Below are 402 nucleotides of genomic sequence, written 5' to 3' on the forward strand. Positions count from 1 at the left end.
ATGCGTGGACGATAGCACAGGTCAAGAGCATTTTGAAAGAGGAAACCTACATCGGTCACAGCATTCACAACAAGCAGAGCAACATTTCATTCAAGAACAAGAAAAAGGTGCGGAAGCCGCAGGAAGAATGGTATCGTGTGGAAAATACCCACGAAGCCATCATTTCTGAAGAAGTGTTCCAAAAAGTTCAGGAGCTGATTGCAAGCAGACGCAGGAAACGCAGAAACGGTACGACACAGATTTTCGCAGGATTGATAAAATGTGCAGACTGCGGATGGTCTTTAGCCTATGGGGAAAACAAGCAGAATAAGAACCCATACGGGTACTACCATTGCAGCAAGAACGGGCAGGGATTACGCCAGTGTTCCATGCACTATATCCGCTATGATGTACTGTATGCCT

At 46.0% G+C, this 402-nt stretch carries 1 protein-coding gene; it reads left to right on the forward strand.

The features are described from left to right. Positions 1–402 (forward strand): recombinase family protein (locus tag WS40_RS11020; RefSeq protein WP_046442330.1); only part of this gene is annotated, 402 nt, incomplete at both ends.

It is taken from the genome of Ruminococcus sp. N15.MGS-57, assembly GCF_000980385.1.
Taxonomy (GTDB): Bacteria; Bacillota; Clostridia; order Oscillospirales; family Ruminococcaceae; genus Hominimerdicola; species Hominimerdicola aceti.